This is a genomic window from Ruminococcus sp. (assembly GCF_045129435.1).
Lineage (GTDB): Bacteria > Bacillota > Clostridia > Oscillospirales > Acutalibacteraceae > Ruminococcoides.
This window is the reverse complement of record NZ_JBGVJL010000179.1, coordinates 1-5272: the sequence shown is the minus strand read 5'-3', so window position 1 is coordinate 5272 and position 5272 is coordinate 1. Positions and strand designations below refer to the sequence as shown.

Here is a 5272-nt window from a genome sequence, read left to right as displayed (position 1 = left end):
AGAACACCCGTGATACGGTTTCTGGTAGTCTGAGGTTTACTTGACACAATGGCAATTTTTGTGCCGAGAAGTCTGTTTAATATTGAGCTTTTACCAACATTAGGTCTGCCAACTATTGCAATAAAAGCTGATTTGTCATTTGTATTCATAAATTTCTCCATTTTAAAAAATCAGGGGCAAGCTAAAACGCATTACCCCTTTTTTGAATGTCTGTTTTTTATTTTCAGAAATTTTTCTTTAATTCCTACAGGACCGATTACCACAAAAATTGCAGAAATTGCCGCAGAAATTATAAGAAAAACAAGGTAAAGCAAATTTTCGGTAAAAAAGCAAATAATTTTGCTTATTACATTAAAGTCAAGAAAAAATATACAAGCAATTACAACCGCACCGACAGATACTATTAGCACAGCACCGGCAGCCGCATCTTTTGCAAATTTCACCAACGGCTCGTATCTGTCTGCAACAAGGCTGCACAATTCTTCAATGCTGGTATTAATAATTTCAAGTGCCATCACAAGCATTACAAGCAGCACAAGCACAGCATACTGAGCAGGTGAAAATGAATAAAAAAGCGAAAAAAGCATAACATAAATGCCTGCCACAATATGAAATCTCATATGTGACTCGCTTTTAATTGTATTTATAATTCCTCGAAACGCACATTTAAAACCGAAAATCTGTTTTTTCATACTTTATCAAGCCATATCGTCATCAACTATGTAGCTTGAAGATGCTGGAAGTCCGAGCTGTTCCATAATAAGCTCCTCTTTCTCACGCATACGAACTCTTTCCATATTATCAATGTGGTCATAACCGAGAAGATGAAGCACGCTGTGAGCAGTAAGATAACCAACCTCACGCTGGAAGCTGTGACCGTAAAGCTCTGCCTGATCTCTTGCTTTTTCCATTGAAATTACAACATCGCCTAAAATCTGTGCACCGGTTTCAATATCCCTGTCATACACGCCGTTCTCGCCCATTGGGAAAGAAAGAACATCGGTTTCAATGTCCTTATCTCTGTACTGCTTGTTAAGCTCCTTAATCTGAGCGTTATCAACAAATGTAACGCTGATTTCAGCAGGACCTTCAAATTTTTCAAGTTTTAATACGGCATTACAGCAGCGTCTGACAAGCATTCGGATACCTGTTGGAATTTTAACAGCTTTTTGTTTGTTTGTGATTACTACTCTGATTTTGTTATCTGGCATTTTGCTCAAATCCTTCCGTATTATTTTTTGAATGTATTAAATTAATTAAATCCAATTTTAGTCACGATCTCTCGTGTTTTCATATTTTGCATAAGCTTTAATAATATCCTGAACAAGCTTATGACGCACAACATCTTTTTCGTCAAAGCGGCACATTCCAATGCCGTCAATATTTCTGAGAATACGCATACAGTCTTTAAGACCGCTTTTTGCACCCTTTGGCAGGTCAATCTGCGTAATATCACCTGTAATAACCATTTTAGAATTAAATCCAAGACGGGTTAAAAACATTTTCATCTGCTCACAGGTTGTATTTTGTGCTTCATCAAGAATAATAAAGCTGTCATCAAGAGTTCTGCCTCGCATATAAGCAAGTGGAGCAACCTCAATATTACCACGCTCAACATATTTTTGATAGGTTTCAGCACCGAGCATATCAAAAAGAGCGTCATACAAAGGTCGCAAATAAGGGTCAACCTTGCTCTGCAAATCTCCAGGCAAAAAGCCAAGCTTTTCACCTGCCTCTACAGCAGGCCTCGTAAGAATAATTCTGTTTACAGTTTTACTGCGGAACGCAGTTACAGCCATAGCTACGGCAAGATAGGTTTTACCTGTACCGGCAGGACCAACACCAACAGTAATTGTATTATCGGCAATGGTAGAACAATACTTCTTTTGTCCGAGTGTTTTCGGCTTAATGGGTTTACCCTTAGAAGTAATGCAAATACAGTCGCCTGCAAGCTGTTCAATTTTTTCTTCGCTGCCCTCATTGACAAGCGATATACAATAGCGTACATTCTGGTCTGAAAGTGCCTCGCCTCTGTTGATAAGCTGCAAAAGGCTGTCAATAACCTTGCCCGCTTTAGAAACATTTTCAGCCTCACCGTCTATTTTCAATTCGCTGTCACGGCTTAAAACCTTTACCGAAAATTCTTTTTCAATCAGTTTAATATTTTCGTCAAAACTGCCAAAAAGAGCAACGGCATTTTCCATTCTGTCAATACTAATTATTTGTTCCGTAAAATCAAACCCTTGATAAACAAAATTTATATCTAAATTATAACACAATATTTATAAAAAAACTTATTAAATATAGCTTTTTTTACTAAAATTTCAAATTTTGTTAAATTTGACGAATATATTAGTATATATGTACTGCTTATTTGTATTTTTTAACTTTATATATTATTGTATTTGAAAACTACTTGACAAAAAACAGCTAATAGTATATAATAACTCAGGTGTAAAGAAAACTTCTTTACACTAACGCATTAATTAACAGGCAGGAGCATTTGATTTATGGAAAAGAATGTAGAGGTATCTTTACTTTTTGATTTCTACGGTGAATTGCTGAAGCCTGCTTGCAGACAGGCAGTTGACCTGTACTACAACGAAGATTTGTCACTTGCAGAAATAGCTGCTCAGACAGGCATTACCCGTCAGGGTGTGCGTGATAACATTAAACGCAGCGAAGAAAAGCTTTTTGAACTTGAAGAAAAGCTCGGACTTTTCAAAAGATTTGTTCAGCTTGAGAACGGACTTGATAAAATAGCCTCTCTTTCCGAACAAATTTATAAAAATTCTGCTGACGAAACCACAAAAAAGCTTGCTCTCGAAATAAACCGAACAGCAGGCACACTCAAAGAATAAAGGAGTGTAATTATGGCTTTTGAAGGACTTTCAGAAAAGCTAAGCAACGCTTTTAAAAAATTAAAAAATAAAGGTAAGCTTTCCGAAAACAATGTTAAGGAAGCTATGCGAGAAGTCAGACTTGCTTTGCTTGAGGCTGATGTAAACTATAAGGTAGCAAAAGAACTTACCGCAAAAATCACAGAAAGAGCCGTTGGTCAGGATGTAATGGAAAGCCTTACTCCGGGTCAGATGGTAGTTAAAATTGTAAACGAAGAGCTTACAGAGCTTATGGGCGGCGACAATGCAAGAATTGAGTTTGCGTCGAAACCGCCAACAGTTATTATGCTCTGCGGCTTGCAGGGTTCAGGTAAAACAACACACGCCGCTAAGCTTGCTCTTATGCTTAAAAATCAAAATCACAGACCTTTGCTTGTTGCCTGCGATATTTACAGACCGGCAGCTATTGACCAGTTAAAAGTAGTTGGTGCAAAAGTAGGTGTACCTGTATTTGAAAAAGGCACACAAAATCCTGTTAAAACTGCAAAAGAGGCAATCAGAAATGCCAAAGATTACGGCAATGATGTTGTTATTCTCGATACCGCAGGTCGTTTGCATATTGACGAAGAGCTTATGGATGAGCTTAAAAATGTTAAGGCTGAGGTTGAACCAAACGAGATTTTACTCGTAATTGATTCAATGACGGGTCAGGATGCAGTTAATGTAGCAAAGTCATTTAACGAAAAACTTGAAATTACAGGTGTAATTCTCACAAAGCTTGACGGTGACACCCGTGGCGGTGCTGCACTTTCAGTTAAGGCTGTTACAGGCAAGCCGATTAAATTTGCAGGTACAGGCGAAAAGCTTGAAGATATTGAAGTGTTCCATCCTGACCGTATGGCAAGCCGTATTCTCGGTATGGGCGATGTGCTTACTCTTATTGAAGATGCACAGAACAAGATTGACCAGGACAAAGCCGAGGAAATGGCTAAAAAAATGATGAGCAACAAGTTCGATTTCAATGATCTCAACGACCAGTTTGCTCAAATCAAAAAAATGGGTCCTTTAAAAGGTATTCTTGCTAAAATTCCGGGTATCAGCAATCAACTTGATAACATAAATATTGATGACAGACAGATTGACTGGACACAAGCAATTATTCTTTCTATGACACCGGAGGAAAGATCCAATCCTTCCCTGCTCAATCCATCAAGAAAAAGAAGAATTGCAGCCGGCTCGGGCAGAAGTGTTGAAGAAGTCAACAGACTTATCAAACAGCTTGAGCAGATGCAGAAAATGATGAAGCAAATCAAAAATAAAACAAAAGGTACAAAGGGCGGCAAAAAAAGAAAAATGAAAAAGCTGCCCGGTCTTGGCGGAATGCCAATGGGCAATCTTCCAAAAAATTAACACACATTCAACCAAATAAAATTTGGTGAATATAGATTTATTTTACAAACACATTTACGGAGGTAAAGAAAATGGCAGTTAAAATCAGACTTAGAAGAATGGGTTCAAAGAAAGCTCCTTTTTACAGAGTAGTAGTAGCAGATTCAAGATATCCAAGAAACGGTCGTTTCATTGAAGAAATCGGCACATACGATATTCTCAAGAAGCCATCAGAGTTCAATGTTGACGCAGAAGCAGTTAAGAAGTGGATTGCAAACGGTGCTCAGCCAACTGATACAGTTAAGGCTCTTCTCAAGAAGAACGGTATTATTGAATAATCAGTCACGAAAGGGAAACCAAAATGCAGGAATTACTTACTGTAATAGCACAGGGTCTTGTTGATGATCCGACTGCTGTAAAGGTTACTGCCGATGAACCAAATGAGGACGGCACAATCGTATATCACATTTCTGTAGCAGAAGCTGATATGGGCAGAATTATCGGTAAGCAGGGCAGAATTGCCAAAGCTATCCGCACAATCGCTCGCAGTGCAGCTATCCGTTACGACCAGAAGATTATGGTTGAAATCGACTGATAACTATGTTTTAAAACCTCTGAGAAATCAGGGGTTTTATTTTTGCTTTTTATTGTTCTTTTTCAATAGTTGGGGGAAATTATGGTTTAAAAATGGTCGGGAAATTTTTGCTTGACTTATTGCAGACTTTATACTCGGACATAAAAATTTGGTCAACCTTTTTCAAAGGTTGTGGGTGTGGGCAAAGCCCACAAATACTTTAAGTTTATGCAAAATTCTGAATAGCCAAACAGCAAGCTGTTTGGCGGCTTGAACGAAAGGGTGAAAGCTTTATAACTGCGACAGCAACACAAAACAGAAATAATATTCATTTTATTTTTTATAAATCATTTCTTATTAAGAGGCTGTCGCCTGTTTTGTCAAACTTTACCTCAGCACACAAACAGCAACGCTGTTTGTGCCTTACAAATTGCAAAGGAAACAGCTTTTCTTGGGCGTTGCCCAAACC

Annotated in this window: 8 protein-coding genes; 4 read left to right on the top strand and 4 right to left on the bottom strand. The window is 38.1% G+C overall.

Annotated features, from left to right (window positions below; all coding sequences use genetic code 11):
* The 4 genes from ACJMMI_RS08310 to ACJMMI_RS08295 form a co-directional block, all read right to left on the bottom strand.
* The coding region (locus tag ACJMMI_RS08310; RefSeq protein ID WP_405354894.1) for a GTPase at nt 1–161 on the bottom strand (161 nt) is incomplete at its 3' end.
* A 30-nt stretch (nt 162–191) separates the two neighbouring features.
* Entirely contained in the window at nt 192–692 is a 501-nt protein-coding gene (locus tag ACJMMI_RS08305) for a diacylglycerol kinase family protein (RefSeq protein WP_405354892.1), read from the bottom strand.
* Between the two features lie 6 nt (nt 693–698).
* Nucleotides 699–1211: an rRNA maturation RNase YbeY gene (gene ybeY, locus ACJMMI_RS08300; RefSeq protein ID WP_117705884.1), complete on the bottom strand. Its 513-nt coding sequence runs from the start codon at nt 1209–1211 to the stop codon at nt 699–701.
* A gap of 57 nt (nt 1212–1268) precedes the next feature.
* Entirely contained in the window at nt 1269–2204 is a 936-nt protein-coding gene (locus tag ACJMMI_RS08295) for a PhoH family protein (RefSeq protein WP_405354891.1), read from the bottom strand.
* A 306-nt stretch (nt 2205–2510) separates the two neighbouring features.
* Here ACJMMI_RS08295 and ylxM point away from each other — a divergent pair, with 306 nt between their 5' ends.
* From ylxM to ACJMMI_RS08275, 4 genes are all read left to right on the top strand, one after another.
* Nucleotides 2511–2861: a YlxM family DNA-binding protein gene (ylxM, locus tag ACJMMI_RS08290; RefSeq protein WP_405354889.1), complete on the top strand. Its 351-nt coding sequence runs from the start codon at nt 2511–2513 to the stop codon at nt 2859–2861.
* A gap of 12 nt (nt 2862–2873) precedes the next feature.
* Entirely contained in the window at nt 2874–4250 is a 1377-nt protein-coding gene (gene ffh, locus ACJMMI_RS08285) for a signal recognition particle protein (protein ID WP_405354888.1), read from the top strand.
* A 71-nt stretch (nt 4251–4321) separates the two neighbouring features.
* Complete coding sequence (gene rpsP / locus ACJMMI_RS08280) at nt 4322–4567, top strand: 30S ribosomal protein S16 (protein ID WP_022235347.1); 246 nt, start codon at nt 4322–4324, stop codon at nt 4565–4567.
* A 23-nt stretch (nt 4568–4590) separates the two neighbouring features.
* Nucleotides 4591–4824 carry a KH domain-containing protein gene (locus ACJMMI_RS08275; protein ID WP_405354886.1) on the top strand — a complete coding sequence of 78 codons (234 nt, stop codon included), beginning with the start codon at nt 4591–4593 and terminating at the stop codon, nt 4822–4824.
* The last annotated feature ends 448 nt before the right edge of the window (nt 4825–5272 follow it).